This window comes from Halobacillus andaensis (assembly GCF_014636475.1).
GTDB lineage: Bacteria > Bacillota > Bacilli > Bacillales > Halobacillaceae > Halobacillus_A > Halobacillus_A andaensis.
In genome coordinates this window covers 807,894-834,082 of sequence record NZ_BMEL01000001.1, presented here as the reverse complement: position 1 = coordinate 834,082, position 26,189 = coordinate 807,894, and the positions used below count along the sequence as shown (strand labels likewise).

Genomic DNA, 26,189 nt, shown 5'->3' with positions numbered 1-26,189 from the left:
GTATGGTAGTAGGAGATTTTCCAATTGAGTTAGACACATTAGTAGTAGGAGCAGGACCTGGCGGCTATGTAGCTGCCATCCGTGCTGCTCAAACAGGTCAAAAGGTTACGATTGTTGACAAGGGTAACCTTGGAGGCGTTTGCTTAAACGTCGGCTGTGTACCTTCAAAGGCACTCATTCAAGCGGGTCACCGCTTTGAACATGCCAAAGGTGCAGATGACATGGGTATCAAATCTGAAAATACGACCGTTGATTTCTCTAAAGTCCAAGAGTGGAAAAGTGGAGTAGTTGAAAAGCTTACTGGCGGAGTAGAAGGTCTGTTAAAAGGAAACAAAGTAGACATCGTAAAAGGTGAGGTTTACTTTGTAGACAAAAATACAGTACGTGTTATGGATGATAAGAACTCGCAAACTTACACGTTTAACAACTGTATTATTGCTACAGGTTCTCGTCCAATCGAGATTCCATCTTTCAAATTTTCTGATCGTGTCATTGATTCTACTGGCGCTTTAGCGTTAACAGAAGTACCGAAGAAAATGGTTGTCATTGGCGGAGGTTACATTGGTACTGAATTAGGTACAGCTTATGCAAACTTCGACACAGAAGTGACGATTCTTGAAGGTACAAAAGACATTCTCGGTGGATTTGAAAAGCAAATGTCTTCTCTCGTTAAACGCCGTCTGAAGAAAAAAGGCGTTGACGTTGTTACAAACGCCATGGCTAAAGGTGTTGAAGAGAAGGAAGATGGTGTAACTGTAACTTATGAAGTTAAAGGCGAAGAGAAAACAGTTGATGCTGATTACGTCCTAGTTACAGTAGGACGTCGTCCAAACACTGATGAAATTGGTCTTGAAGAGCTTGGTATTGAAATGAGCGACAAAGGTGTTATTAAAACCGACAAACAATGTCGTACAAGCCTTGATAACATCTATGCAATTGGTGACATCGTAGATGGACCACCATTAGCTCACAAAGCTTCTTATGAAGGTAAAATCGCTGCGGAAGTTATTGCAGGCGAAAAATCAGAAATTGACTACCTAGGTATTCCAGCTGTAGTCTTCTCTGATCCAGAATTAGCTTCTGTAGGATATACTGAACAAGAAGCAAAAGACGCAGGCTATGAAGTTAACGCTTCTAAGTTCCCATTTGGAGCGAACGGCCGTGCCTTGTCACTTAACAATAGTGACGGTTTCTTAAAGCTAATCACTCGTAAAGATGATGGTCTAGTCATCGGCGCACAAGTCGCAGGTCCAAATGCTAGTGACATGATTGCTGAATTAGGACTAGCTATTGAAACAGGAATGACAGCAGAAGACTTAGCTCTTACCATTCATGCTCACCCAACTCTTGGTGAGATTACGATGGAAGCTGCTGAAGTTGCTATGGGTCAACCTATTCATATCACTAAATAAACCTATAAAAAACTCCTAAGCCAAATTAAATAGGCTTAGGAGTTTTTTTAGGCTGTCGATAAAGCTTAGACGGATTTAATAGGAGTTTATAACATGGTTCCTTCCTATTGGTATGGAAGAAAGGAACAGAAAAAAGCGCCGCTTTCCGCGGGGCAAGATGGAAAATTTCCTCGGTCTGCGACCTGCGGGTCTTCTCCTGTCTGCTCGTCCCGCAGGAGTCGCCCCTTCTCCTTTCCATTGATCAAAGCGTGATCGTGAAACCATCGTAGAGTGACTACCCTGTAGCAAACGCTGTTTTCATAAGGGCACAGCTTGAATAAATGCTTGTTACAGTGATCTATTTCGAAAAAGGGTTGTAGGAAACGGTGACACTCCTAGGGGAGATACGAATAAGGTGTGACCCCGGAAGGCTGATAAAGCCTGAGGAAGCCTTTTAGAGGGGAAGTTCAATTAAGTTCGACACATCGTGTGCCCACATCGAACGACCCCACGTCGTGTGGAGCCTGGAAAGGGAGTCGTTTCCTACAACCCTTTCCTCTTTCTCATGCAACAAATGTTTACATTGTTGAGGTGAAAAAGAGAACTTAGGTTTCTTCTATAAGTTTAAAAACTCCTAAGCCCATTTGGCTTAGGAGTTTTGATTTTCTGTAATGGCAACAGTGTTTTCTAATGTATCTATAATATCTGTAGGGCTTGTATCTTCACCCGTAATAGTTTGGATCGCTTGACCTTCTTTATAGATGATAAGAGCGGGTAATTGATCAGATGTGAGGTCAATATCTTTTGTATTCGTTGTGGTCTCATTGAAAGCTAAAAAGTCGTCATCTTCCTGACTTGTCTTCCAGTTTAATAAAGCTTCCATATAATCTTTGGCTTGTTCTTCGTCATCTGGATGTGTGTAAAGGTTAATTTCATATCCTGAGGGTTTTGCGCTTATTACTTTTATGTCTTCATCGCCTGCATTGCATCCTGATAAAAGAATGACAAACAAGCTGTATATAAGTATGCCGCTCATTGCGAATCGTATCATCTCTTTTACCACTCCTTCTATAAAATAAAGTGTATCAAAGAACATGGGAGAAAGACGCTATGTTATCTAATTGTTATCATAATGCAAAAGCAATGTTTTCTGCTTAATTGATTTGTTATCGTAGTTTTATTTATGTAAAAGGCTTCTCTTTTATTAAGGTAGTCCAATTAAGGGGGAAGTTTTTCTATATCAAACCTTGGTAATCTTCTTTATACAAGCACAAAGTTCTCCTTGCTTATGAGAATAGGAAATATACTGTTCAAGAAATCTGTTCCATATTCTATGTTACGAGATACTGGTTTGAAGATCGGCGAAAAGTACAGAGAAGCATGTGTACAATGTTTGGAAAAATTAATAATGGAAACATTTTTGATGGAAGCAACTGTAAGTGATTATCTGACGGGGGATAATCGATGAAGCGGGAGAAATAATGAAACATTGGAAGACCTCTTTCTTGAAATAGATGAGTACCTACATTTCTATTGCTAAGTTGTTTACAAAAAGGAAAAACGGCTTTAGCTCTATAGAGTGTAGAGCTAAAGCCGTTTCAATTAGTTTTAATGATTTCTCCTGTCTACTTGACAGGGGGCGGTTCATAAAATAAACCTTTAATTTTTTTATTTTTTCTTAAGTCCGACTTTTTTACCTTCATTCTGAAACTCTTTAAACATGGAGAAACACAAGAGAATCATTATAATGGTGAAAGGGAAGGCTGCGATAATAGCTGCTGTCTGCAAGGAACTTAATCCGCCTTGCCATAGCAGGATTGCGGCAGCCCCTGCTTGAATGATTCCCCAGATGAATTTAACTTTTAGTGCAGGGTTAAGACTTCCGTTTGTTGTTTGCATACCTAATACAAATGTTGCAGAGTCAGCAGAAGTAATAAAGAATGTGCTGATCAGCAATAGACCAATTACTGTCATAACGCCGCCCAGCGGGATATGCTGAAGAGTAGAGAATAGGGCAACTTCTTCACCTAATTCACTAACGTCAGAGTAAATGTCTACTCCTTCGAAAAATTCCAGGTTGATGGCCGTTCCGCCAAATACGGAGAACCAAAGTGCGCCGAAGATCGTAGGTACTAGTAATACCCCTGAAATAAATTCACGTATTGTACGTCCTTTAGACACACGAGCGATAAACGTTCCGACAAATGGAGCCCATGAAATCCACCAGGCCCAATAGAAGATGGTCCAGTCAGCGACCCACGTATTGTCTTCAGAGAATGGAGTCATTCTAAAGCTCATATATGGTAAATCTCTTACGTATGAGCCAAAGGTTGAGGTGAAATAGTCCATTATAAAGTTTGTGGGACCTGCGAATAAAAGGAAGAACATGAGTAATAAAGCTAGTACAATGTTTGTATTACTTAAATACTTAATCCCTTTATTTAAACCGGTCATCGCTGAAGTCATAAACAGCACAGTTACAGCAAAAATAATTATAAGCTGAAGACCAAATGTATTATCAATTCCGTCAAATGAAAATGATATACCACTTGCGATCTGTAAGGTACCAAAACCTAGAGATGTAGCAACACCAAAGATTGTAGCAAATACAGCAATGAAATCAACAGCTGTACCAATGGGGCCTTTAATTCTCTTTTCTCCTAATAACGGTACGAGTGCTGCACTTATAACCCCTGGAGCCCCTTTTCTAAATTTGAAGTAAGCAAGAGCAAGAGCAAGTACGGCATAAATCCCCCAAGGGTGAAAGCCCCAGTGGAAGAAACTGTACTTCATAGCTTCTCTGGCAGCATCTTGACTTTGAGCCTCTGTTTCAAGGCCGGGTGGTGCATGGAAGTGAGAGAGCGGTTCTCCTGCGCCCCAGAAAACAAGTCCAATCCCCATGCCGGCGCTAAATAACATAGCAAACCAAGTAATGTAAGGATATTCAGGCTCATCTTCTTCCTTTCCTAATTTAAGCTTTCCATATTTAGAAAAAATCAAATAGATGGCAAAAATAAGAAAGCCTGTTGCAGAGAGTAAGTAAAACCAACCAAATTTGTCTGTTATAAACCCTTGTACATTTGTTGTTACAGTAGAAAGGCTTCCTGATTGTACTAAGGAGTCAGGTAATACACCCCAAATGATGAACAATACAGCTACAACAACAGAAATGTAAAACACTTTCGAGACTTGTTGCATATCAAACATCCTTTCCGACTTATTAAGAGAGCTTAGCTGGTGGAACGACTTGTTTCTGCTCTATCCCCAAAGTTAACCATCATCTCATCTCGAAAGAAGTCACCAGACTTAAAAGCCTCTTTTTCTTGCATTGAACCTTAGTTAGTTAGATCGTGCTCGGAGTGAAGTGGTTTTATTATTTGCCACCACTCGTCTTTCATGCGCTTATATTCAAGTGGGGGACTGTGAATATAATAAGTTAAGAACCATTCAGAGGGAAAATGTTGAATAGTGTAATGGAATAAGAAATGAGATGATCGTACCATACGTTATAGTACCCATCCTCTTATAAAACGAAACAACAAGTGTGTCGAATTCTGCTGAATCGTTAAAAAGATGCACGAACAAAATAAAAAAGCCCACAAATAGCAGGCCATTACACAGAATAAAGCTAATCGGGAGTCAATGTCAACTCTTTCGAATAAAAAATACCCTCTGGTTCATAAGTCACATTTGAACATTATAAACGAAAATTTTGTAAAACGATAGTGAAAAATGAACATTTCCTCTATAATTGAAATATACATATTTAGTAAATTTGGGGGGTAACAATGAAAAGTTTTTTGAATGTATTTATCGTACTGATCATTTTGACGGGGTGCAGTGATAGTCAAGCCCATAAGGAGGAGAGTGAAGAGGTACAAGAAGATGTGTTGGAGGACGAAGAGGAGAATGTGGAAGGTAAAGAAAAAAATAATAATGGTGAGGAGGAGCAAGAGGAAGAGGAAAAAGCTGTAGAGGAATCCCCTGCTGAACCGGAATACATAATGAATAGGGTTTGGGCATTTGAACCTATCGATGATGCTTCAGAAGAAGTAGTTCTTCTTACATTTGATGATGCACCAGACAAACATGGGCTGGAAATGGCGGAAACCCTCCATGAGTTAGGAGCACCGGCTATCTTCTTTGTGAATGGACATTTTATCAATACACCTGAGAAGAAAGAAACTTTAAAAGAAATACATGATTTAGGTTTCGCAATTGGAAACCACACGATGACTCACGCTTCTTTACAAGCCATCTCGGAAGAAGAGCAGAAATCTGAAATAGTAGATCTCAATGATCAAATTGAAGAGATTATTGGGGAGCGCCCCGAATTCTTTAGAGCTCCTTTTGGTCAAAATACAGAGCTGACTGAACAGATTGCTAAAGATGAAGGCATGTTGTTAATGAACTGGACGTACGGATACGATTGGGAAGCTGATTATCAAGATGCTGACGCACTAGCTGATATTATGGTTAATACCGAACTATTAGTACCTGGAGCAAACTTACTCATGCATGATCGAGAGTGGACAGCAGAAGCAATTCCAGACATTGTAGAAGGTTTTAAAGAAAAAGGATATAAATTATTAGATCCTAAACTTATTAAAATCGATGAGTAAAAGAACGGCGTATAGCCGTTCTTTTTTCTGTTGAAAAAGCTTTGGATGGATGTACACATAGTATCACATGGTTCCTTTATTAGAATCTGAAGAAAAAGGAACAAGAAAAATCGACGCTTTCCGTTCCTTTTAATCAAAAGAGCCTCTTGGAACCACTGGATCACGGAGCCTTGGGGAAAAAGACCTCTTAAACGCCACTGGATCTAGTGATTAATTATCGAAAAAAGGGTTTTAGGAAACGGGAAGACTCCTAAGGGGGTGACGAATAAGGTGTGACCCCGGAGGGCTGATAAGCCTGAGGAGGCACACCTTTCACCCTTGGAAAGGGAGTCGTTTCCTAAAACTCTTTCCTCTTGATCATGCAAGGAATGCTTATACTTTCGAGCTAAAAGAGAAAACGATGGTTTCTCAAGAAGCTAGAAAAGAACGGGGTATAGCCGTTCTTTTTTTAAAATGAATTTCATATATTGAATTAGACCAACTAATTAGTATGACACATTTTATAAAAAGTTATACTAAAGGGGTTGTAATTTTTAATGTGACATATTAAAATAAATGTACAGTGAAAGCGAATACAAAACGTAAAGGATGGGATGTAAAAATGGGTACAATTGTTTGTCAAGGGTGTCAAAAGGTAATTGAACATTATGAAAACGAAAAAGTGTCTACTCTTTACAGTAAATGTCCTTCTTGCAACCAACCTAAAAAGTAGTACTTAAAAAAGGCTCTCCAATGAAAATCATTGGAGAGCCTTTTGCTTGTGCAGTTATTTAAAAGCTCTATGTTCTTTAATCACTTGAATCGTTTCAAGTGTGTCATCTTCTAATCCTTGAACAGGCAATCCAGCAGCAATGTTTTCATTGATGTAGTCAATATTGTCCTGGGTGATGATTTCTCCTGGAATGAAGATTGGGATACCGGGGGGGTAGACCATCAAAAATTCAGCGCTGATCCGACCGACAGATCGGGCAAAGGGAACTGTTTCCGTAGAAGCATAAAACGCTTCTCTTGGTGATAAAGCAAGGAGCGGGATTTCTGGCACATTTACTTTCATGTTATCCACTTCCAAATCACGTTTAGCTTCACCAGCTAAGTGAGTGAGCGCTTCTACCAACAGAGTGAGTTCACGTTTGGAGTCCCCTGAGGTAATAATGCAGAGGATGTTATATAGATCGGACAGCTCTACTTCAATGTGATAATGCTTCCTTAACCAAACCTCTACATCATAGCCAGTAATCCCTAATTCTTTAACAGAAATAATAAGCTTTGTCGGGTCATAATCGAAAGTGGCTGGTGTTCCTATTATTTCTTCTCCAACGCAATATAAGCCAGGGATCTCATTTATTTTGTATCGTGCTTCGTCTGCTAAATTCAGCGTCTGTTCAATCATTTCTTTACCATTCATCGCTAAATGCCTTCGCGCGGTGTCAAGAGAGGCAAGAAGAAGGTAAGAAGTAGAAGTGGTCGTTAACATGGAAAGCACCGACTGCACTCGTTCATGAGATACATATCCTTCTTTTAAATTCAATACGGAGCTTTGCGTTAAGGCACCTCCAAGTTTGTGTACACTTGTAGCTGCTAAATCTGCCCCAGCTTGCATTGCTGACGCTGGGAGCCTTTCGTGAAAATGGATATGAACGCCGTGGGCTTCATCAACAAGAACAGGCATGTCATAGCCGTGGGCAATGTTAACAATTTGTTTTAAATCAGCAGTAACACCAAAATACGTCGGATTGATCACAAGTACAGCTTTGGCATCAGGGTGAGCCTCGCAAGCATGTTTAACAGCGGCGGGTGTTATACCATGAGATATTCCTAATTGATCATCTAAAGCAGGATGAACAAAAATAGGAATGGCGCCTGAGAAAATAATAGCGGAGGTCACAGATTTATGAACATTTCTTGGAACAATAATTTTATCACCGGGGTGGCAGACACTCATTACCATTGTCATGATGGCACCAGAAGTGCCTTGTACGGAGAAAAATGTGTAATCGGCTCCAAAGGCTTCTGCTGCAAGTGTCTGCGCTTCCTTAATTAACCCATGAGGATGATGCAGGTCATCTAATGGTTCAATATTAATTAAATCGATCGCTAATGACTGGCTTCCCATAAAAGAAGCGAATTCGCTATCCATTCCTTTCCCTTGCTTATGGCCAGGAATGTGAAATTGTACAGGCTTTTTTTCAATATGTTGTTTAAGCCCCGAAAACAAAGGCGTTTTATTTTGGTCCATCGTGGTCCACCTCTTTATAAAATCAAGCTTTTTATTGCTTTTGATATTTTGCTATGTCACGTATAAAAGCACATGAATTATAGCAGAGTTCTCATACTGTGGCTAGTTTTTTTACTAGATGATAAACTGATGAAAAAGGAAGGTGAATCGTATGAAGTGGGAAACAAGGGTGACGGATTTGCTGGATATTGAATACCCGGTCATACAAGGGGGGTTAGCTCACTTAGCTTATAGTGAATTGGCTTCAGCTGTTTCAAATGCCGGTGGGTTAGGTCAAATTACGGCGATGAGCATGAAGAATGAAGTACAATTGCGTGAAGAAATACATAATGTACGCTCATTAACCTCCAAACCTTTTGGAGTGAATTTTGCTATTGGGCAGCATGGAAGACCATTTCAGTCTATGGTTCAAGCGGCCATTGATGAAAAAGTACCTGCTATATCCATTACAGGGGGGAATCCTCAACCTCTTTTAGAAATGGTAGAAGGAACTGGAATTAAAACGCTGGTTCTTGTAGCTGCGAAAAGGCAAGCGATCAAAGCAGAAAAGTTAGGTGCAGATGCTGTAATGGTGGTTGGACAAGAAGGCGGCGGTCACATTGGCAGAGAAGATGTGAGTACGTTTGTATTAACACCACAAGTTTCAGAAGCAGTAAAAATCCCTGTTATTGCATCAGGAGGGATTGGGGATGGGAAAGGTCTCATGGCTGCTTTAGCATTAGGAGCGGAAGGCATTGAAATGGGGACGCGATTTATCGCAACGAAAGAATGTGGGCATGCTCATCAAAGGTATAAAAATGCTTTAATTGAAGCGGATGAAAATTCTACAATTGTGATAAAACGTTCATTAGGAGCGCCTGCCAGGGCATTGAAGAACCAATGGACGGAACAAATTGTAGAATATGAAAAAAATCAGCCAGGCTATGAATTTTTGCGTCCGTATGTCAGTGGAGAAACGAATAAAAAATACATTTATAATGGAGAAGAACATGGATTTGGCTGGGCTGGGCAAGTGGCAGCTCGTATCCATGACGTCCCAACGGTGAACGAATTATTTGAGCGAATCATTAAAGAGGCAGAATCTATTCGTACAAGTTGGAGCTAATAATCAAAGGAAGTGACAATATGAGTTATCAATATCCAATAGATGAAGCGTTTTGGACGAAAGAAGAAATCATTGATGTCGTAAACTTTTATTCAATGGTTGAACAAGCTTATGAAGGCATTGTAAAGAAGGAAGATCTCATGATGGCCTATACGCGATTCAAACAAATTGTTCCGTCAAAAAGTGAAGAGAAGCAGTTATGCGGGCAGTTTGAAAAAGAGTCTGGGTATTCCTGTTATCGAACGGTTAAAAGAGCGAGAGAACTGTCTGAAGGGCAGCGAGTAAAGATGAATAAATAAAAAGAGCCAATATGGCTCTTCAGCTTGTAGAGAAACTTTAGGTTTGTTTAATTTTTTACGTACGTGTAAGTTTTTTTCCTTCGATAGAATAAAGGGTTTTAGGAAACGACTCCCTTTCCATGGGCGAATGGTGTGCCTCCTCAGGCTTATGCCTTCCGGGGTCACCCCTTATTCGTATCTCCCATAGGAGTTTCGCTGTTTCCTACAGCTCATTCATTCTACGATGGTTCCAAAGCCTAATTTGATAAAAGGAACGGAAAAAGTGACGACTCCTGCGGGACGAGCAGACAGGAGAGGCCCCGGAGGTCGCAGACCGAGGAGACTTTCCGTCTTGCCCCGCGGAAAGCGGCGCTTTTTTCCTGTTCCTTTTCACCAGACAAATATGAAGGAATCACATCTCATTATCCTAATATATTCGTCTAAGCTTTTTCAATAGCCTGAAGAGCCGATATGGCTCTTTTTTTATTTTGTATAACGGTAGAGTGGCAGTAATGTTTCAAACGTATTGCGGCACAAGTCAATAAAGCGCTGGCCGTCTTGAAGACGTTCATCGTCTCGATCAAGCGTAATGCCGCAAAGAAGTTCAGCTTTTTTAACTGTTTTTAATCGATCGAGCATTTGAGTTAATTTTTCATCATCTACTTCGTTGTGTGGGATGGTGTCTGGCTTAGTATGATCAAGTGACCACACAAATTCGTCTGGAACAATGGACTGAACTTCTTCTTGGTTTTTAAGCAGTGTTTTTGCAAAGTCTTCTTTAATCGGGCTCTCATAAATCACTGCAAACCAGACGAAAACGTGGGTCCCCCACATGCCGATTTGAAAATGAGGAAGCTTCTTATAGCCTCTCTTATTTGCGGCAAGCGCAGCCCATGTATCGTTCGGAGGATTTGTGGTCCGTCTCGCGTGTTTAGCTACATGTGCAAACATTTCATCTCCCGTCATAGCTGTAAGATCAGGAGCTAATTCAGTAGCAACCGCTTCTAATTTAGGGGAGATATTCCCTCGAAGGGCTTCCATTCTGTCTTCAAGTCCATCAATAGAAAAAACATCAAAATCTTGCTGCGTAAATCCATTAAACTCACTCATAAACTCAACTCCTATTTATTCTACACAGAATTTTACCATAAGTCAGAGCTGCCATTAAGTAATGTGTTTTGCAGGTTTCAGACATGCGAAATTGGGTTATAAATAAGTAATCTTATCGAAACTTCAGGAGCTTATGGTCATATATATAATTATGGATGGAAAAAGGGAGGAAAGACCAGTGAAACACGTTATGGAGGCATTACGTAAAAGAGAAGCTGAAGAGAGGCTCCCCGTAATCCGCATGGAAATTGATTATGAACTGGTTTCCTTGCATGATGCTATGATAGCGGAGGACAAGGAGCAAATGGATAAATGTAAAATGAGGTTGTCAGAGCTTCATAAGCAGCTGATGGAATGGTCTGAATAAAGAGCACCGACTAAAGGCTGCTCTTTTTTTGTTTAATACACCCAATTTCTGCTAAGATAGAGGGATACCATACGAGAAGGAGTCAATCTAGTCTATGGAGAGTCAAACAAGAGAACATTTATTTGAAAAAGCGAAAGACTTTGTATATGAAGCAGGGCAGCGAATTAAAGAAAAAATTCATGAACCTCGAACCATTGAAACTAAATCGAACCCTAATGATTTAGTAACAGAAATGGATCAAAGCACAGAAAAATTCTTTGCGGAGAGTATTCGAAACGAGTTTCCGGAACATCGATTATTCGGTGAGGAAGGGTTTGGAGATGACATCCAAGATTTAAAAGGAATTGTTTGGATTGTCGACCCCATCGATGGAACCATGAATTTTGTTCACCAAAAACGGAACTTTGCTATTTCCGTTGGTATCTATGAGGAAGGTGTTGGGCAAATCGGGATCATTTATGATGTTATGGCAGGAGCTCTGTACACAGCGGTACGTGGACAAGGTGCTTTTAAAAACGATGAGCCTCTTAAATTAATGAATGAACGATCAATGGAACAATCGATATTAGCATTAAATACTTCTTGGTTAATTCCTGAGAACCCTCATATTGAACATAAAGGGGTAGAAGAGCTAGTTAAGCGGATTCGCAGTACACGCTCTTACGGTTCAGCCGCTTTAGAATTTGCTTATGTAGCTGAAGGTGTGCTTGATGGTTACTTAACGATGACGTTGATGCCTTGGGATATTGCTGCGGGGAAGATTATTGTGAACGAAGTGGGGGGGCTTGTAACTACGGCAGATGGTCAAGAGCTGGACATGCTTAATAAGACGACTGTGTTAGCCAGTCATCCCGACATCCATAAAGAGATTATAGATCAATACGTTGAACTAAAAAAATAACCTAAAAAAACGCTGATAGAAATCAGCGTTTTTTTTAGGTTTCCTGTCGTTTCTTTTTAGAAATGCCGAATCCCATTAAACCAAATCCTGCTAATAGGAATAGAAAAGCTAACCAGAAAACTTCCTGGCCAAGTGCAAATCCAACAGATATAAATGCCAGGATTACGAAGAAAGCCAGCAATATTGAGTTCAAATTAATATTTTTCATGATTTCACCCCTACTATTGCTCATTATAAATGAAATCATGTAAGATGAAAACGATTGTTGACATTTTTATAAGGTGGCGTAAAAACGTTACATTTAGTATGATGTGAGAAGAAAAGTTGTCGAAGTTAGGGGGGACATCATGACAGATATGTCAACATTAGAAGTGCCAGTGGATTTATGGCCGATTGCTGATTTGTTTTTTAGCGGTTTAGGGAGCGAAGTTAATCTAAATGACGAGGGAGAAGTGGCTGTACTTTTTCGTTCATTTTTTGGATTGTATCTTGTGACCGTGACGTTAGCGGTTATTACATTTAAATTAGGTTTTGCCAGAAAGCTTCCTCTATTAAAAAATATAGTGGTTTATACTGTACTCATCATCGGTACGTTCTTTTTAACATTAATACTTGGCTTAAATTTACCTGTGGCTGAGAGCTTAGTAGTAGCCGCACTAATTCTAGGGATCTATAGGTTACGACTACATAAAGAACGAGGTGCTCGTCAATCTGATCAACAGTCATAAGAAACCCCCAATCCATCTCTATGGTATTGGGGGTTTCGTTTAATTTAAGTGTTTTTCTTTTTTTATTTCACGGCGGAATTGAAACTGACCAGAATTAATCCGTTTTTCAGTATTTGTTTTTATTCTCTCATGGCAGGAAGGACACATATAAGTGGTGATCTTGCGATTGCGAAGTCGTTTAGCCTGCAGGCAGTAGCTGTCGATCGTCTCAATAGAATCACAAAGTACACATTTCACACGCATGAGGATCACCTCTTTCTATAGTTCTTATCCATATCATATCATGAATAACCGAAAGACGCATTTCAGGTTTTAATTAAATAGGTTAGGGGAACACTTTATCATAAGTAGTTAAAGAAAGGATGATAGTGTGAGAAAGCGTTGGATTATTTCAGCAATAGGAGCGGCAGCAGGTGGTGCAGCTGCTTATTTTATGAAGGATGAATCAAAGCGACAACAAGTGGTTGATAAAGCAAAATCATTACAAGGACGTTTCAGTAAAGGTGACGACATGCCGATTGAAGAAGCTGGTCAACCGGAGTTATCTGATAACGAAAACGCAAAAATGGTTTCTGAAGGTTCACAATTTGGCGTACAATACTATAATGATTTAACTGAAAAAGAGCGAGAAATTATTGAAAAAAGTAACAGCTAAATCCTTTAAGGATTTAGCTGTTTTTCACTTATTGATCAGAGGATTGCTCTTTTTGGATCTCATCCATATCCTGTTGATCTTCATCAGGAACAGATTCTTTACTTTGATCATCGTCGGTTGGAACTTCTCTAATTGGGCCCTCCGGTAAATAACGGGCAATGATTTGGCTTAGTTCATCAGTGATCCCTTCCACGGGATGACCTTCCGACATTTTTTCACCTAAGTCTCTTATACGCTCTACCCCGTCAGCGTCAGCGACGATTAACGCATTTCTGCCGTCGGGATCATCTTTCAAGGCTTCAGCTACTGAGTATTTGATAACGCCTACCCGTGAACGATCAAGGTCTTTATCGACATCAATTCCTACGACAGCGTAATTTCCTACAACTACGGAAGTTGCATCGTGAACATCAGGAACTTCAACGGCTAGCTTAGCCAAATGTCTTGCTGTTTCCTGAGTCGTTTTCTTTTCCGGTTCAACGGGGTCAGAATTGGTAACATACTGCATTTTAGTATCTGTATTTTTTGGTTTTTCCTGTAATAGTGAATCTCCGCCTTGCTGCTGACAAGCGGCAAGAAAAAGAATTCCTCCTAAGAGTATAACTAATTTCATTGGAAACCCTCGCTTCTTTTTGTATAGTTTGCGAAGTTCTAGTGCATTTATACAAAAAAGACAGCTTTAGCAGCTGTCTCTTTAAGGGGGAATATATTTTATTGGAAAGCTCTGTTAAGCAAATTTGTTGATGGAAGAATCATTTATCAACGAATCAAAAAGTATCATCGCTTATTGGAAAATGATTTTCCTTATCCCTTTAATGGGTTCTTGCTGATCCCCTTCATCAGTGAAATAGAGGTGAACCGGACCATCTTCTTTTAATGGTTTGCCGTCTTTTGAGAATAATAATAATCCCTCAGCAAAACGGTCAGCCTGAAGCGTATGTTCACCATTTTCCGTGATAAGAACAGCTTTTGAAACGGATGGATCTGGTTCGCTCGTGTGGATGAATGGCTTAATAGGCATCATAAACGATTCAGTTAATATTCTTTCTTTTTCTTTACGGTGTAAGCTTTTGTTAACGGGAGGATTTAACTTCTGTTGATACACTTCACGGTCAAAACGCTGAGACTTTCTTTTTAACTCTTCCTCAGCTTCGTTGTCTTGTTCCACGCTCTCTGGATGAAATACCTCCTCAAAGCTTTGTTTACGATCATCGAAAATCCAGACCGTTGGATCTAAGGTTATGGGGAATTTGACGTTTCCTTGTATTTGAACGATCAAAGGGACAGCCACCTTTCTAAATTAAATATGTACAATTCAAAGGATAGCAAAAAATGATGACGATTTCATTAAAAGGAGTTTTTAAAAATGAAAGATAAAATAGAAAGACCTACTTTAGAAAGTTGGTTAGACAATGTTAGAGAATATGCAGAAGATGGCCATGTGGCCGATTATATACCTGCCTTGTCATCACGCGATCCCCACCAATTAGCTGTTTCCATCCATTACTTAGATGGGGAATGTGTTCAAGCGGGAAACACAGACAGTTGTTTTACATTACAGAGCATATCAAAAGTCATTTCCTTAGCGCTCGCACTAATAGACAACGGAGAAGAATACGTATTTGCAAGAGTCGGTATGGAACCATCCGGTGATCCTTTTCATTCCATTTATCGTTTAGAGCAGCACCGGCCCTCTAAACCACTAAACCCGATGATTAATGCAGGAGCATTAGCAGTATCTAATATGATCCGCGGGGAAAACGCTAATGAAAAAGTGGGACGACTGTTGAGTTTTATTCATGATATGACAGATGACCATTCGATTGGAGTTAATGAAGAGGTGGCGAATTCAGAATTTGAGTCTGCGTTTTTAAACCGCTCTCTTCTATATTACTTAAAACAGCATGACGTCGTTTCAGGGGATATTGAGGAGACGTTAGATGTATATACTAAACAGTGTTCAATCGATGTTAATGTAAAGCAGCTTTCACGAATAGGAGCCTTATTTGCGAACGAAGGGCGGGATCTGCACTCCAACCGCCAGATTATACCTAAACACTTTGCCCGAATTTGTAAAACGTTTATGGTGACCTGCGGCATGTATGACGCTTCTGGTTCTTTCGCTATTAAAGTCGGTCTCCCCGCGAAAAGCGGAGTTGCAGGCGGGGTGATGGCTTCGTTAAACGGCTTCGGAGGAATTGCAGTATATGGACCGGCCTTGGACGAAAAAGGAAACAGTGTCGTTGGGTTAAAATTATTAGAGATTTTATCAAATCGTTACGACTTGTCTATCTTTTGATGTGTTCCTCCATTCAGTTGTTGCATTTTTTTGCACAAAACGATACTATTAATAAAAGATAGAATGTAAACGGAGGGGATCTTGATGTTGTCTGATGTGGCTGTGGATCACCGTGAAAAGGCCTATGCCCTTCTAAAAGCTGACGCCGATAAAATATTGCGATTAATTAAAGTTCAAATGGATAACTTAACTATGCCTCAATGTCCATTATATGAAGAAGTATTAGATACACAAATGTTCGGTCTTTCGCGCGAAATTCATTTCGCAGTTCGACTGGATCTAATCAGTGAAGAAGAAGGCAAGTCGATTTTAGATAATTTAGAAAAGCAACTGAATGTCTTGCATGAAGCAGCGCAAAATTCGTGACAGACAAACTCAAATTGCGACATTTTATGTTGCGGTTTGAGTTTTTTTATACAAAAATGTGTAGGGTTTAGTAGAAATCTATTAAACTAGAATAGAAATTGTGACAAAAAAAGAAGGAGATCGCACGATGGAACAAGAATTTAATATGTTAGTAGGGATGAATAATTATGATACAGCGATTAAAAACCTATGACTTCACTTTGTTGTTCGCCCCCATAGCATTAGTGCTGTTTGGGACTGTAATGGTCTACAGCGCGAGTATGGTGTATGGCCCGGTACGATTTAACGTGGATAGCAACCATTACTTATTTAAGCAGCTCCAATGGGTTTCCATTGGGATTATACTTATGGTGCTCGGCTCTATTTTTCCTTATCGGCACTTAAAGAGGATGGCTAAATTATTAGTGTTGTTAATGGTAGTTTCGTTAGGAGGATTGTTTTTCTTTGGGACCACTGTTAATAACGCACAATCCTGGTATAACCTCGGGTTTATGAATTTTCAGCCATCAGAGTTTGCCAAGTTAGGCTTAATTATTTACTTAGCTTCTGTATATGCTAAGAAACAAAGTTACATAGAGGATTTTACGAAGGCGGTCATGCCACCTTTAATCGTAACTGGGTTTCTGCTTTCGTTAATCGTTCTTCAACCGGATATAGGGTCAGCTGCCGTAATAGGGATGATAGCTGCTGTAGTAATAATGAGTTCAGGAATTAGATGGAAACACATCCTCATCTTAAGTGCGGTAACCGGAAGTGTTCTCATTCTGGCTGCTACACAAATGATAACGGATGAGAGGATTGAACGCTTCACAGGAGCTTATGAACCTTTTAACACTCCGGACGCCGACGGTTACCATCTCATTCAGTCTTATGTAGCGATAGGTACTGGCGGACTTCTGGGAGAAGGCCTTGGACAAGGTGTCCAAAAGTTAGGCTATTTACCCGAACCTCACACAGATTTTATAATGGCTGTGATTGCTGAAGAACTAGGATTCTTAGGTGTTATTATCACGGTAGGTTTACTTGCATTGATTATTTTAAGAGGGTTATATATATCGTGGAAGTGTAAAGATCCATTTGGAGCCTTATTGGCGCTGGGCATATCCTCGATGTTCGCTATCCAGTCTTTCATTAACCTGGGGGCTATGAGTGGACTCTTGCCAATTACAGGTGTGCCGCTTCCTTTAGTCAGCTATGGTGGGTCCTCGCTGCTTATCATGATGCTTTCATTAGGTGTATTAAATAATGTAGCAAGAAGTGTAAAAGCAAAAGAAACAGAGAAACAAAAAACGTATGAACCGATTAGACAGCCTGTTCATCGTACAAATAATCAAGGAGTGAAATCATGGCAGAATTAAAAAAGATCAATAAAGTTCTTGTAGCCAATCGTGGTGAAATTGCGATCCGTGTATTTCGAGCTTGCACTGAGTTAAATATTCGTACTGTAGCTGTTTATTCTCAAGAGGACACAGGTTCTTACCATAGGTATAAAGCTGACGAAGCGTATTTAGTAGGTGAAGGGAAAAAGCCGATTGATGCGTATTTAGATATTGAAGGAATCATTGAAATTGCTAAAAGTGTCGATGTCGATGCGATTCACCCGGGGTATGGATTCTTATCAGAGAATATCCATTTTGCTAGAAGGTGTGAAGAAGAAGGAATCACATTTATTGGTCCTACAAGTCAGCATTTAGACATGTTTGGCGATAAGGTGAAGGCTAGAGAGCAAGCAATAGCAGCAGATATTCCAGTTATTCCAGGAACAGACGGTCCGGTAGGATTAGAGGAAATCCGGACATTTGGAAAAGAACATGGCTTTCCAATTATGATTAAAGCAGCCATGGGCGGCGGAGGCCGGGGGATGCGTATTGTTCGAAGTGAAGACGCCCTTCAAGATGGATACGACCGAGCCCGGTCAGAAGCTAAAGCAGCTTTTGGCAGTGATGATGTGTACGTAGAAAAATTAATTGAAGAACCTAAACACATTGAAGTACAAATCTTAGGGGATTTTGATGGCAATGTCATTCACCTATTTGAAAGAGACTGTTCTGTACAGCGTCGTCACCAGAAAGTGGTTGAAGTTGCACCAAGCGTATCTCTAAGCGATGCTTTAAGAGAAGAAATTTGTGATGCAGCTGTAAAACTAATGGATAATATTAAATATGTGAACGCTGGCACAGTTGAATTCTTAGTAACCGGGGATGAATTTTATTTCATCGAAGTAAACCCTCGTGTTCAAGTTGAGCATACGATTACAGAAATGATTACTGGTGTGGACATCGTTCAATCTCAAATTATGATTGCGGAAGGATACAATTTACATACGAAGCCTATATCCATTCCAAAACAAGAAGATATTCAAACGCATGGTTTTGCCATTCAATCGCGTGTTACGACAGAAGATCCGTTAAACAATTTTATGCCTGATACAGGCAAGATCATGGCTTATCGCAGCGGGGGCGGTTTCGGGGTGCGTCTGGATGCCGGAAATGGATTCCAGGGCGCTGTCATTTCTCCATACTACGATTCATTATTGGTGAAATTATCTACGTGGGCCCTAAGCTTTGACCAGTCTGCACATAAAATGGTGAGAAACTTAAAAGAGTTTCGTATCCGTGGGATTAAAACGAACATACCTTTCTTAGAAAACGTGATTCAGCATAACCAATTCTTATCTGGGGAATACAATACGACCTTTATTGATCGCTCTCCTGAGCTTTTTGTTTTTCCAAAACGAAAAGACCGGGGAACGAAAATGTTAACTTATATTGCTGATCGCACCATTAATGGATTTGAAGGTAAAGGAAGCCGCAAAAAACCGACGATTCCTACACCTCGTATTCCAAGTGTAAAGCATTCTAATAAAATACCTGATGGTACGAAGCAAATATTAGATGAACAGGGACCTGAAGGGTTAGCTGAATGGCTTAAACAACAAAACGATGTGCTTCTTACGGACACGACCTTTAGGGATGCCCACCAGTCTTTACTAGCTACGCGGGTAAGGACGAAAGACTTACAGACCATCACAGAACCAACAGCACGTCTATCTCCTGACTTATTCTCTTTGGAAATGTGGGGAGGAGCTACTTTTGATGTATCCTATAGGTTCTTGAATGAAGACCCTTGGGAAAGACTATTAAAGCTAAGGGAGAAAGCTCCAAATATTCTATTTCAAATGCTGCTAAGGGCTTCTAATGCTGTTGGTTATAAGAATTATCCTGACAACTTAATTCGAGAGTTTGTCGAAAAAAGCTCCAATGCTGGAATTGATGTATTTAGAATTTTCGACAGCTTAAATTGGGTGGAAGGCATGAAACTGACCATTAATGCTGTTCGGGAAAACAATAAAGTAGCAGAGGCGGCAATGTGCTATACAGGCGATATTTTGGATGCTACAAGACCGAAATATGATTTGAAGTATTATCAAAATGTAGCCAAAGAATTGCAACAATCAGGAGCTCATATTTTAGGGATTAAAGATATGGCGGGACTGTTAAAGCCAGAAGCAGCTTATCAATTGATCTCAACCTTGAAAGAAACGATTGATATACCGATTCACCTTCATACGCACGATACAAGCGGGAATGGAATTTTCACTTATGCACGTGCCATTGAGGCGGGTGTGGATGTAGTGGACGTAGCCACGGGCTCCATGGCAGGTCTGACTTCCCAGCCGAGTGCGAATAGCTTGTACTATGCCATGGAAGGTAAAAGTCGCAAGCCACGCATGGATATTTCTTCTTTCGAAAAGTTAGGTCACTACTGGGAGGATACAAGAAAACATTATGCGGACTTTGAAAGCGGTATGATGGCACCTCATACAGAAGTGTATCATCATGAGATGCCTGGTGGACAATATAGTAACCTGCAGCAGCAGGCGAAAGCCGTTGGACTTTCACATCGCTGGGACGAAGTGAAACATATGTATCGCCGAGTCAACGATATGTTTGGAGACATTGTAAAGGTTACACCATCTTCTAAAGTCGTTGGCGACATGGCATTATTTATGGTGCAAAATGATTTGAATGAAGATGATATTTATGATCGCGGTGATTCATTAGCCTTTCCTGACAGTGTCGTTGAGTTGTTTCAAGGTTATTTAGGGCAGCCTTATGAAGGGTTCCCAGCTGAACTTCAACGTATTATTTTAAAGGGAAGAGAGCCTATTCATGTAAGGCCCGGCGAACTTTTAGATCCTGTAGACTTTAAAGATCTTCAAGAAACACTGTTTCATAAGCTCGGAAGGCAAGTGACCAGCTTTGATATGATCAGTCATGCGTTGTATCCTAAAGTTTTTATGGATTATCAAAAATTCACGGAAGAGTTCGGCGACATGTCTGTACTTGATACCCCGACGTTCTTTTACGGGATGCGATTAGGAGAAGAGATTGAAGTAGAGATTGAACAAGGGAAAACGTTAATTGTTAAGCTCGTGTCCATTGGTGAAGCTCAAAAAGATGGTACACGGACGGTTTATTTTGAACTGAATGGGCAGCCTCGTGAAGTAGTTATTAAAGATAAAAATATCACTTCTACGGTTGAGGAACGTCCAAAAGCAGATAAAACAAACGAGAAACACATCGGAGCTAGTATGCCGGGGACAGTTATAAAAGTAATCACTGAAAAAGGGGAAGAAGTGAAGAAAGGCGATCACCTCATGATTACAGAGGCGATGAAGATGGAAACAACTGTGCAAGCTCCTTTTGATGGAGTCATTAAAAATATATATATTCACAACAATGAAGCGATTCATGTCGGCGACTTACTGATTGAATTCGAGTAATGCACGAGAAGGTAAGCACCCGTACCGCTGGTTATGGTGGTACGGGCTTTTATGTGGTTCATTTGGAATAGCCTCTGAGTAATACATAGAAAGAACAATGTTTATTACAAAAGCTCTTGCAATGCTTCTATATATTTGCTAGAAATATATAGGTATGAGTCTTTTAGGAGCTTCACAATTTTGTCACAAAAAAATAAAATTGTAATGTAGAAATAGATAGAAACATGATAACGTGATACAATTATTTTGATGTTTCTTGACTGTGTTACAAATTTTACAAGAAACAAAGAATGCTTTGTACTGAAAGTTTCAGCAAGCAGGAGAAGGAGGGAAGATATGTCTATGGACAATCCTAGAACAGTTGACACGCCGGCTACACAGGTCATGAATTCGACTGTACGTGAAACTTCATTACTAGCTGATATTAAAAGTTTGATTAAAGTTGGGATTATAAATTCTAATTTAATTACGACTTTTACTGGCTTTTGGCTAGCTTTATATTATACGGGAGCCAGTTTTACTGATCAGTGGTTAACCTTCCTGCTGACAATGTTCGGAACCGCTTTCGTAATTGCTGGTGGCTGTATTTTAAATAACTGGTATGATAGAGACATCGATCCTTTAATGTCTAGAACAGAAAGCAGACCAACCGTAACAGGATCTATTCCTCTTGATGTTATTAAATGGATGGGAATTGGTGTTTCAGCAGCTGGGGTCGTTGTCTTATCCTTCACAACAATACCTGCAGCTTTATTGGGAGCAGCTGGTTGGTTTATCTACGTTGTTCTGTATACGATGTGGTCTAAGAGGAAATATACCATTAACACAGTTATTGGAAGCTTCTCAGGTGCGGTGCCCCCTTTAATTGGATGGGCCGCCATTGAACCTAGTTTACAATTAGAAGCAATTATTTTGTTTCTAATCATGTTTATCTGGCAAACACCTCACTTCTTAGCGCTAGCTATGAAGAAGAAGGATGAATATAAAGCAGCAGGAATTCCTATGCTGCCAGTTGTCCATGGTTTTCAAATGACGAAGCGTCAAATTGTGATTTACGTGGCTTGTCTGCTGCCTTTACCGATTTATCTAGCGTCACTGGGCAGTATATTTTTAGTCATCGCATTTACTTTATCCTTAGGTTGGCTGATCTTAGGAATCGCTGGCTTCTTTATGAAAGATGACTATAAGTGGGCAACATGGATGTTCGTTTATTCTCTTAACTATTTGACCATCCTATTTTTAACAATGGTATTAGTTACACTGCCGTTTTTTTATTAATGTAACTAGCTCATGAAATGAACTCATGAGCTGGTTACTAATAATATAAAGATTTCATTAAAAAGAGAAAGAGAGGTATTACTTAATGAGAGGTTGGATGGGAAAGTTCCGGTCATTCTTCCTATTTGGGGCACTGACCCTTGTTTTATCAGGGTGTGGAGTTGATAACCTTAGTGCACTTAAACCTAAAGGATATGGCTCGGATTTATTATTTGATCTTATGATGATCAGTATCGCTATTATGGTCTTTGTATTTGTAATCGTTATGGCGATCTACACGTTTGTACTTATCCGCTATCGTCAGAAAAAGGGTCAAGAAGACTTTATTCCTAAGCAAACTGAGGGAAATAAAGCGCTTGAAGTGATTTGGACAGTTATCCCAATTATTTTGTTATTAGTATTGGCAGTACCAACTGTACAAGCTACTTTTGATCTAGCTGATGAATCTACCAAAGGTGATGACGGAGTTACAACTGTTGAAGTAACAGGAAATCAGTATTGGTGGCACTTCAGTTATCCAGACGATGAAATTTCTACGAGTCAGGATCTCTATATTCCTACTGGTGAGAGAGTATACTTAGATATGAAATCGAGTGATGTGATTCACTCTTTCTGGGTACCTTCCATTGCTGGGAAAATGGATACAAACCCTGGAGATAATGACAATACCATGTACTTAGAAGCTTACGAGGAAGGCGTTTATTGGGGCCACTGTGCTGAGCTTTGTGGAGAATCTCACTCCTTGATGGATTTTAGAGTAATTGCTGTAAGTCCTGATGAATATGACCAGTGGAAAGAAGACATGCAAAATGTCGATCCTGAAGCAGAAGCAGAAACAGCTGATGCACAAGAAGGACAAGACCTTTTTGAAGAGAGCTGCTTAGGCTGTCACGCGATTGGCGACGGTGCTGCCGGACAAGGTCCGAACTTAACAAACTTTGCGAATCGTACGAAGGTTGCTGGTATTTTAGAGCCGTCTAAAGAAAACTTGGTGAACTGGATTGTAAACCCTGAAGAAGTAAAGCCAGGAAACCAAATGCCAGCTAACTTAGTTTCAGAAGAAGAAGCTAATCAAATCGCTGAATATTTAATGGAGCTTGATCATTCAGATGTAGGTTCGAATCTATCCGGTGAAGAAGTAGAAGAAGAATAATACTTTATGTAAAGGCTTTAAAGGGAGGTTAAAGCGTGAGTACTGCAATGTCACAAAATCGTGGGCTCGGCGCTGCAATTTGGGATTATTTGACAACAGTGGACCACAAGAAGATTGCCCATCTTTATTTGGTCGCTGGTGGCCTGTTTTTCCTAATCGGCGGGCTTGAAGCGATGCTAATTCGTATTCAGTTGATGAGGCCAGACAATGACTTTATTTCAGCTGGATTATACAATGAAATGATAACGATGCACGGAACTACCATGATATTTCTGGCTGCTATGCCGCTTATATTTGCTTTAATGAATGCTGTTGTTCCACTGCAAATCGGCGCAAGAGACGTAGCTTTTCCATTTCTAAATTCCCTCGGGTTCTGGCTGTTTTTATTCGGAGGAATTTTGCTGAACGTCTCATGGTTTACAGGAGGAGCACCTGATGCAGGGTGGACAAACTATGCTCCTTTATCAACAACGTCAGCAGGACATGGTGTCGATTACTATGTCATGGGGCTGCAAATTTCCGGTGCGGGAACATTAATCGGGGGGATTAACTTCCTCGTAACGATTGTTAACATGCGTGCACCAGGAATGACGTATATGCGTATGCCTTTATTCTCATGGGCTTCATTTGTAACCAGTGCATTAATCTTATTTGCATTTCCGGCTTTAACAGTCGGCTTGTTCCTAATGATGTTTGATCGTATGTTTGGTTCTGTATTTTTCGATACGGCTGCCGGAGGTAACGCCATCATATGGGAACACTTATTTTGGATCTTTGGACACCCTGAAGTTTATATCCTGATCTTGCCGCTATTCGGTGCGTTTAGTGATATATTCTCTACATTTTCTAAGAAACGTTTATTTGGTTATTCTGCGATGGTTTTTGCAACCGTACTCATTGGGTTCCTGGGCTTCATGGTATGGGCTCACCACATGTTTACAGTTGGCATGGGCCCTATTGCGAACTCCATCTTTGCTGTTGCAACGATGGCAATCGCTGTACCAACAGGGATTAAGATCTTTAACTGGATGTTTACGATGTGGGGCGGAAACATTCGAATGACTTCCGCTATGCTGTGGTCTGTAGCGTTTATTCCTTCCTTTACAATTGGAGGAATGACGGGGGTAATGCTTGCTGCAGCTGCAGCCGACTATCAATACCACGACACATATTTTGTTGTTGGACACTTCCACTACGTAATTGTTGGTGGTGTAGTATTTGGTCTTTTTGCTTCCCTGCACTACTGGTGGCCTAAAATGTTTGGTAAAGTACTTAACGAAAAACTTGGTAAGCTTGCTTTCTGGCCGTTTTTCATTGGTTTCCACCTAACATTCTTTATTCAACACTTCTTAGGTCTAATGGGGATGCCTCGACGTTACTGGGTTTTCCTTGAAGGACAAGGACTTGAAACAGGGAATATTATTAGTACGGCTGGTGCCTTCTTAATGGCAATCGGTACAATCATTTTCTTAGTTAACGTAGTGTATACATCTGTGAAAACTGAAAAAGTGAGCGGAGACCCTTGGGATGGTAGAACACTGGAATGGTCGATTCCATCACCCCCACCACACTACAACTTTGTACAAACTCCGCTTGTTCGTGGACTTGATCCATTATGGGTAGAGAAAAGTGAAGGGAAAAAAGGTATGACACCTGCTGAGCCGTTGGGTGATATTCATATGCCGAACGCGTCTATTTTACCTTTCATGATGTCACTAGGCCTGTTTATAGCTGGTTTCGGATTTATCTATCAAGTGGATGATAAAGGCTGGTTAGCTCTTGTTTTCATCGGAATGGGAATCACACTCGGCTCCATGCTGATACGTTCACTTAAAGACGATCTCGGTCACCACATTCATAAAGCAGACCTTGAAAAAGATATTGAAAAGGGGGCTGGCAAATAATGAGTCATGAAGATGTGTTGAATCCAAAACAAATGCCGCATGATCCAGAAAAAGCCACCCTCGAAGGGAAAAATAAGTTTCTAGCTTTCTGGTTTTTCTTAGGTGGAGAAACCGTATTATTCGCAAGTTTATTCGGAACTTATTTGGCGCTAAATCGTTCAACTTCAGGTGAAAACACACCTGAACACTTATTCGGACTTGAGCTGGTATTTATCATGACGATGCTGCTTTTAACTAGTTCATTGACAAGTGTATACGCGATGTATCACATGAAAAACAATGATTTTAGAAAAATGCAGCTTTGGTTAGGTATTACAGTAGCTTTAGGTTTAGCATTTTTAGGTTTTGAAATATATGAATTTGTGCATTATATCCATGAGTACGAATTTACTTTTAGGTCTTCAGCTTTTGGTTCTGCTTTCTATACGTTAGTCGGATTCCATGGTGGTCACGTATTGTTTGGCCTAAGCTGGATCGTAGCCCTAATGATTCGTAACTCTAAGCGTGGTTTGAACCTTTACAACGCACCGAAGTTCTATATTGCCAGCTTGTACTGGCACTTTATCGACGTTGTTTGGGTATTTATCTTTACTGTCGTTTACTTGATGGGAGTGGTATAAACAATGGCAAATCACTCGAATATGACACAGCAGCAAGACGAATTTGTGAAGAAGCAGCATAAAGAAGAGATGAAGCAGCAAGTGATTAGTTTTGCGCTAATGATTCTCTTTACGTTTATTGCTTTTGGAATGGTAATACTTGATATCGGATCGATATTTCTAATTCCTACCTTGTTACTGCTTGCGGTCGTTCAGGTACTTTTCCAGCTTTATTATTTCATGCATATGAAGAATAAAGGACACGACATGGTAGCTGTTATGATGTATGGAGGATTAGGAGTCGCCATTCTAACAATCATCACATTCACTACAATTATATGGTGGTAATAAAAGAGACCGGTTTTCCGGTCTCTTTTTTATGCCCTGGTTATGTCTAATTTATGAACATTA

General features: G+C 40.2%; 26 protein-coding genes. 18 read left to right on the top strand and 8 right to left on the bottom strand.

Annotated elements, in window-relative coordinates; all coding sequences use genetic code 11:
• The first annotated feature begins 2 nt into the window (after nucleotides 1–2).
• Nucleotides 3–1,412: a dihydrolipoyl dehydrogenase gene (gene lpdA, locus IEV27_RS04315; RefSeq protein WP_188376215.1), complete on the top strand. Its 1,410-nt coding sequence runs from the start codon at nucleotides 3–5 to the stop codon at nucleotides 1,410–1,412.
• 628 nt (nucleotides 1,413–2,040) lie between these two features.
• Here lpdA and IEV27_RS04310 read toward each other — a convergent pair.
• Entirely contained in the window at nucleotides 2,041–2,442 is a 402-nt protein-coding gene (locus IEV27_RS04310) for a hypothetical protein (RefSeq protein ID WP_188376214.1), read from the bottom strand.
• A gap of 617 nt (nucleotides 2,443–3,059) precedes the next feature.
• Nucleotides 3,060–4,589 (bottom strand): glycine betaine uptake BCCT transporter, encoded by a 1,530-nt coding sequence (locus IEV27_RS04305; protein WP_188376213.1) that lies wholly within the window; start codon nucleotides 4,587–4,589, stop codon nucleotides 3,060–3,062.
• Nucleotides 4,590–5,179: 590 nt separating this feature from the next.
• Here IEV27_RS04305 and IEV27_RS04300 point away from each other — a divergent pair.
• Both IEV27_RS04300 and IEV27_RS04295 read left to right on the top strand, forming a co-directional pair.
• Nucleotides 5,180–6,013 carry a polysaccharide deacetylase family protein gene (locus IEV27_RS04300; RefSeq protein ID WP_188376212.1) on the top strand — a complete coding sequence of 278 codons (834 nt, stop codon included), beginning with the start codon at nucleotides 5,180–5,182 and terminating at the stop codon, nucleotides 6,011–6,013.
• A 601-nt stretch (nucleotides 6,014–6,614) separates the two neighbouring features.
• Nucleotides 6,615–6,725 carry a GapA-binding peptide SR1P gene (locus tag IEV27_RS04295; protein WP_188376211.1) on the top strand — a complete coding sequence of 37 codons (111 nt, stop codon included), beginning with the start codon at nucleotides 6,615–6,617 and terminating at the stop codon, nucleotides 6,723–6,725.
• Between the two features lie 54 nt (nucleotides 6,726–6,779).
• Here the strand turns inward: IEV27_RS04295 and IEV27_RS04290 are convergent, their stop codons facing one another.
• Nucleotides 6,780–8,249: an aminotransferase class I/II-fold pyridoxal phosphate-dependent enzyme gene (locus tag IEV27_RS04290; protein WP_188376210.1), complete on the bottom strand. Its 1,470-nt coding sequence runs from the start codon at nucleotides 8,247–8,249 to the stop codon at nucleotides 6,780–6,782.
• A 151-nt stretch (nucleotides 8,250–8,400) separates the two neighbouring features.
• Here IEV27_RS04290 and IEV27_RS04285 point away from each other — a divergent pair, with 151 nt between their 5' ends.
• Both IEV27_RS04285 and IEV27_RS04280 read left to right on the top strand, forming a co-directional pair.
• Nucleotides 8,401–9,354 carry an NAD(P)H-dependent flavin oxidoreductase gene (locus tag IEV27_RS04285; RefSeq protein WP_188376209.1) on the top strand — a complete coding sequence of 318 codons (954 nt, stop codon included), beginning with the start codon at nucleotides 8,401–8,403 and terminating at the stop codon, nucleotides 9,352–9,354.
• Nucleotides 9,355–9,374: 20 nt separating this feature from the next.
• Nucleotides 9,375–9,653: a UPF0223 family protein gene (locus tag IEV27_RS04280; protein ID WP_188376208.1), complete on the top strand. Its 279-nt coding sequence runs from the start codon at nucleotides 9,375–9,377 to the stop codon at nucleotides 9,651–9,653.
• A gap of 462 nt (nucleotides 9,654–10,115) precedes the next feature.
• On the opposite strand, the gene IEV27_RS04275 is transcribed toward IEV27_RS04280, so the two are convergent.
• A complete protein-coding gene (locus IEV27_RS04275; RefSeq protein WP_188376207.1) occupies nucleotides 10,116–10,742 on the bottom strand; it encodes a YktB family protein in 627 nt (208 codons plus the stop codon).
• 178 nt (nucleotides 10,743–10,920) lie between these two features.
• Between IEV27_RS04275 and IEV27_RS04270 the strand changes: the two genes are divergently transcribed.
• On the top strand, nucleotides 10,921–11,109 hold the full coding sequence (locus tag IEV27_RS04270) for a YkzI domain-containing protein (RefSeq protein ID WP_188376206.1): 189 nt from the start codon (nucleotides 10,921–10,923) through the stop codon (nucleotides 11,107–11,109).
• A 94-nt stretch (nucleotides 11,110–11,203) separates the two neighbouring features.
• The gene (locus tag IEV27_RS04265; RefSeq protein ID WP_188376205.1) at nucleotides 11,204–12,010 is read left to right on the top strand and encodes an inositol monophosphatase family protein; all 807 of its coding nucleotides are present in this window, start codon (nucleotides 11,204–11,206) and stop codon (nucleotides 12,008–12,010) included.
• A gap of 34 nt (nucleotides 12,011–12,044) precedes the next feature.
• Here IEV27_RS04265 and IEV27_RS04260 read toward each other — a convergent pair whose 3' ends face one another.
• Nucleotides 12,045–12,218, bottom strand: a complete 174-nt coding sequence (locus IEV27_RS04260) for a DUF5325 family protein (protein ID WP_188376204.1) — start codon at nucleotides 12,216–12,218, stop codon at nucleotides 12,045–12,047.
• Nucleotides 12,219–12,357: 139 nt separating this feature from the next.
• Between IEV27_RS04260 and IEV27_RS04255 the strand changes: the two genes are divergently transcribed.
• On the top strand, nucleotides 12,358–12,738 hold the full coding sequence (locus IEV27_RS04255) for a YlaH-like family protein (RefSeq protein WP_188376203.1): 381 nt from the start codon (nucleotides 12,358–12,360) through the stop codon (nucleotides 12,736–12,738).
• Between the two features lie 39 nt (nucleotides 12,739–12,777).
• Here the strand turns inward: IEV27_RS04255 and IEV27_RS04250 are convergent, their stop codons facing one another.
• The gene (locus IEV27_RS04250) at nucleotides 12,778–12,981 is read right to left on the bottom strand and encodes a YlaI family protein (protein ID WP_188376202.1); all 204 of its coding nucleotides are present in this window, start codon (nucleotides 12,979–12,981) and stop codon (nucleotides 12,778–12,780) included.
• 127 nt (nucleotides 12,982–13,108) lie between these two features.
• Here IEV27_RS04250 and IEV27_RS04245 point away from each other — a divergent pair, with 127 nt between their 5' ends.
• Nucleotides 13,109–13,393 carry a YbyB family protein gene (locus tag IEV27_RS04245; protein ID WP_188376201.1) on the top strand — a complete coding sequence of 95 codons (285 nt, stop codon included), beginning with the start codon at nucleotides 13,109–13,111 and terminating at the stop codon, nucleotides 13,391–13,393.
• Nucleotides 13,394–13,421: 28 nt separating this feature from the next.
• On the opposite strand, the gene IEV27_RS04240 is transcribed toward IEV27_RS04245, so the two are convergent.
• Together IEV27_RS04240 and IEV27_RS04235 are read right to left on the bottom strand one after the other, a co-directional pair.
• On the bottom strand, nucleotides 13,422–14,006 hold the full coding sequence (locus IEV27_RS04240) for a YhcN/YlaJ family sporulation lipoprotein (RefSeq protein WP_188376200.1): 585 nt from the start codon (nucleotides 14,004–14,006) through the stop codon (nucleotides 13,422–13,424).
• Between the two features lie 171 nt (nucleotides 14,007–14,177).
• Complete coding sequence (locus IEV27_RS04235) at nucleotides 14,178–14,672, bottom strand: hypothetical protein (RefSeq protein WP_188376199.1); 495 nt, start codon at nucleotides 14,670–14,672, stop codon at nucleotides 14,178–14,180.
• Between the two features lie 87 nt (nucleotides 14,673–14,759).
• On the opposite strand from IEV27_RS04235, the gene glsA reads away from it, so the two are divergent.
• The 9 genes from glsA to ctaF all read left to right on the top strand — a co-directional run bounded on the left by glsA (nucleotide 14,760) and on the right by ctaF (nucleotide 26,126).
• Nucleotides 14,760–15,692: a glutaminase A gene (gene glsA, locus IEV27_RS04230; RefSeq protein WP_188376198.1), complete on the top strand. Its 933-nt coding sequence runs from the start codon at nucleotides 14,760–14,762 to the stop codon at nucleotides 15,690–15,692.
• 84 nt (nucleotides 15,693–15,776) lie between these two features.
• Complete coding sequence (locus IEV27_RS04225; protein WP_373868064.1) at nucleotides 15,777–16,058, top strand: Fpa/YlaN family protein; 282 nt, start codon at nucleotides 15,777–15,779, stop codon at nucleotides 16,056–16,058.
• Between the two features lie 167 nt (nucleotides 16,059–16,225).
• Nucleotides 16,226–17,416: an FtsW/RodA/SpoVE family cell cycle protein gene (locus IEV27_RS04220; RefSeq protein ID WP_188376197.1), complete on the top strand. Its 1,191-nt coding sequence runs from the start codon at nucleotides 16,226–16,228 to the stop codon at nucleotides 17,414–17,416.
• Complete coding sequence (pyc, locus tag IEV27_RS04215; protein ID WP_188376196.1) at nucleotides 17,404–20,844, top strand: pyruvate carboxylase; 3,441 nt, start codon at nucleotides 17,404–17,406, stop codon at nucleotides 20,842–20,844. The genes IEV27_RS04220 and pyc overlap by 13 nt, the downstream gene beginning before the upstream one ends.
• A 342-nt stretch (nucleotides 20,845–21,186) precedes the next feature.
• A complete protein-coding gene (gene cyoE / locus IEV27_RS04210) occupies nucleotides 21,187–22,122 on the top strand; it encodes a heme o synthase (RefSeq protein ID WP_188376806.1) in 936 nt (311 codons plus the stop codon).
• Between the two features lie 85 nt (nucleotides 22,123–22,207).
• Nucleotides 22,208–23,275: a cytochrome c oxidase subunit II gene (gene coxB, locus IEV27_RS04205; RefSeq protein ID WP_188376195.1), complete on the top strand. Its 1,068-nt coding sequence runs from the start codon at nucleotides 22,208–22,210 to the stop codon at nucleotides 23,273–23,275.
• A gap of 35 nt (nucleotides 23,276–23,310) precedes the next feature.
• Nucleotides 23,311–25,179 (top strand): cytochrome c oxidase subunit I, encoded by a 1,869-nt coding sequence (ctaD, locus tag IEV27_RS04200; RefSeq protein WP_188376194.1) that lies wholly within the window; start codon nucleotides 23,311–23,313, stop codon nucleotides 25,177–25,179.
• Nucleotides 25,179–25,799 (top strand): cytochrome (ubi)quinol oxidase subunit III, encoded by a 621-nt coding sequence (locus tag IEV27_RS04195; RefSeq protein WP_188376193.1) that lies wholly within the window; start codon nucleotides 25,179–25,181, stop codon nucleotides 25,797–25,799. The genes ctaD and IEV27_RS04195 overlap by 1 nt, the downstream gene beginning before the upstream one ends.
• Before the next feature lie 3 nt (nucleotides 25,800–25,802).
• On the top strand, nucleotides 25,803–26,126 hold the full coding sequence (gene ctaF, locus IEV27_RS04190) for a cytochrome c oxidase subunit IVB (protein ID WP_188376192.1): 324 nt from the start codon (nucleotides 25,803–25,805) through the stop codon (nucleotides 26,124–26,126).
• Nucleotides 26,127–26,189: the final 63 nt, after the last annotated feature.